General features: G+C 58.8%; 1 protein-coding gene. It reads left to right on the top strand.

The genetic code is table 11. From position 1 onward, the window contains the following. A partial coding sequence (locus tag N6L25_RS17650; protein ID WP_271983156.1) for an IS1182 family transposase occupies positions 1-1,229 on the top strand: 1,229 nt, incomplete at both ends.

Here is a 1,229-nt window from a genome sequence, read left to right as displayed (position 1 = left end):
CGGCGTCCTTATCACCCAGGTGATTTGCTGAAGCTGTATATCTACGCCTACCTGAACCAGACCAGCAGTACCCGCCGCCTGGAGAAGGAATGCCATCGCAACCTGGAAGTGTTGTGGTTGATGAAGCAGCTGGCCCCGGACTTCAAGACCATCGCTGATTTCCGCAAGGACAACGGACCGGCGATCAAACGAGCGTGCCGGCAGTTCATCGTGTTCTGCAAGCACGCGGGCCTGGTCAGCGGCCAGTTGGTGGCGATTGACGGCAGCAAGTTCAAAGCGGCGGCCAGCAAGGATCAGGCAATCACCCGCAAGCAGCTGGAAAAGCAACTGGGCAAGCTGGATCAGAAGATCGAGCACTATCTCGCGCGCTTGGCGGCGTCTGAGCAGGCGGGCGAAGCGGATCTCGATAAGGGAAAGGTTGCGGACGCTTTGGCCTATCTTCAGACCCACAAGGCGGAACTGCAGGATGAGCTGAAGACCCTCGTAGATGAGGAGAAAACCCAAACTTGCCGTACTGAGCCGCAGGCTAAGCTGATGCGGTCCGGCCGGGATGGCATGGTGGTTGGCTATAACGCTCAGAATGCGGTGGATGAGCAGCACCAGTTCATCGTCCACCATGAACTGACTCAGGCGGGCACCGACAATCAGCAGCTGGAACCGATGACGACCGCCACCCTGGAAGTGCTGGAAGGCGAACTCGACACCGTGGTGGCCGATGCGGGTTACACCAACGGTGAGCAGATTGGCCGTATCCAGGCTTCAGAAATAGAGGTGGCGGTGCCGGTGAACCGGGGGGTGAATAATCAGGGTAGTGGCGAGCACTTCCAGAAAAGCGATTTCACCTATTTGCCGGATGATGACGCTTACCGGTGCCCCGCCGGTCAGTTGCTGCCCCACAAGACCATCAGCACAAAGGATCGTCTGCACTTGTATGCCCGTTCTGGCTGCAACCAATGCCCCCTGCAGTCGAAATGCACCAAGGCCGATCGACGCTGGGTCACCCGACACTTTGACGAAGAAGCTCTGGAGAAGGCCGGCAAGGCAGCTACCCCGGAACGGATGACCCGGCGCATGGCGACCGTGGAGCCCACCTTCGCGACCCTGAAGCGGTTGCTGAACAAGGGGCGATTTACCTGCTGGGGACTGAGCTCCGCCAGTAGCGAGTACAGCCTTGCGGTGCTCAGCTACAACCTGATGCGGGCGATCAACATTCTGGGTGTGAAAGGTAT

The sequence above is a fragment of the Marinobacter sp. SS21 genome, assembly GCF_028369065.1.
GTDB lineage: Bacteria > Pseudomonadota > Gammaproteobacteria > Pseudomonadales > Oleiphilaceae > Marinobacter.
This window is presented reverse-complemented; position numbering and strand designations above follow the sequence as displayed.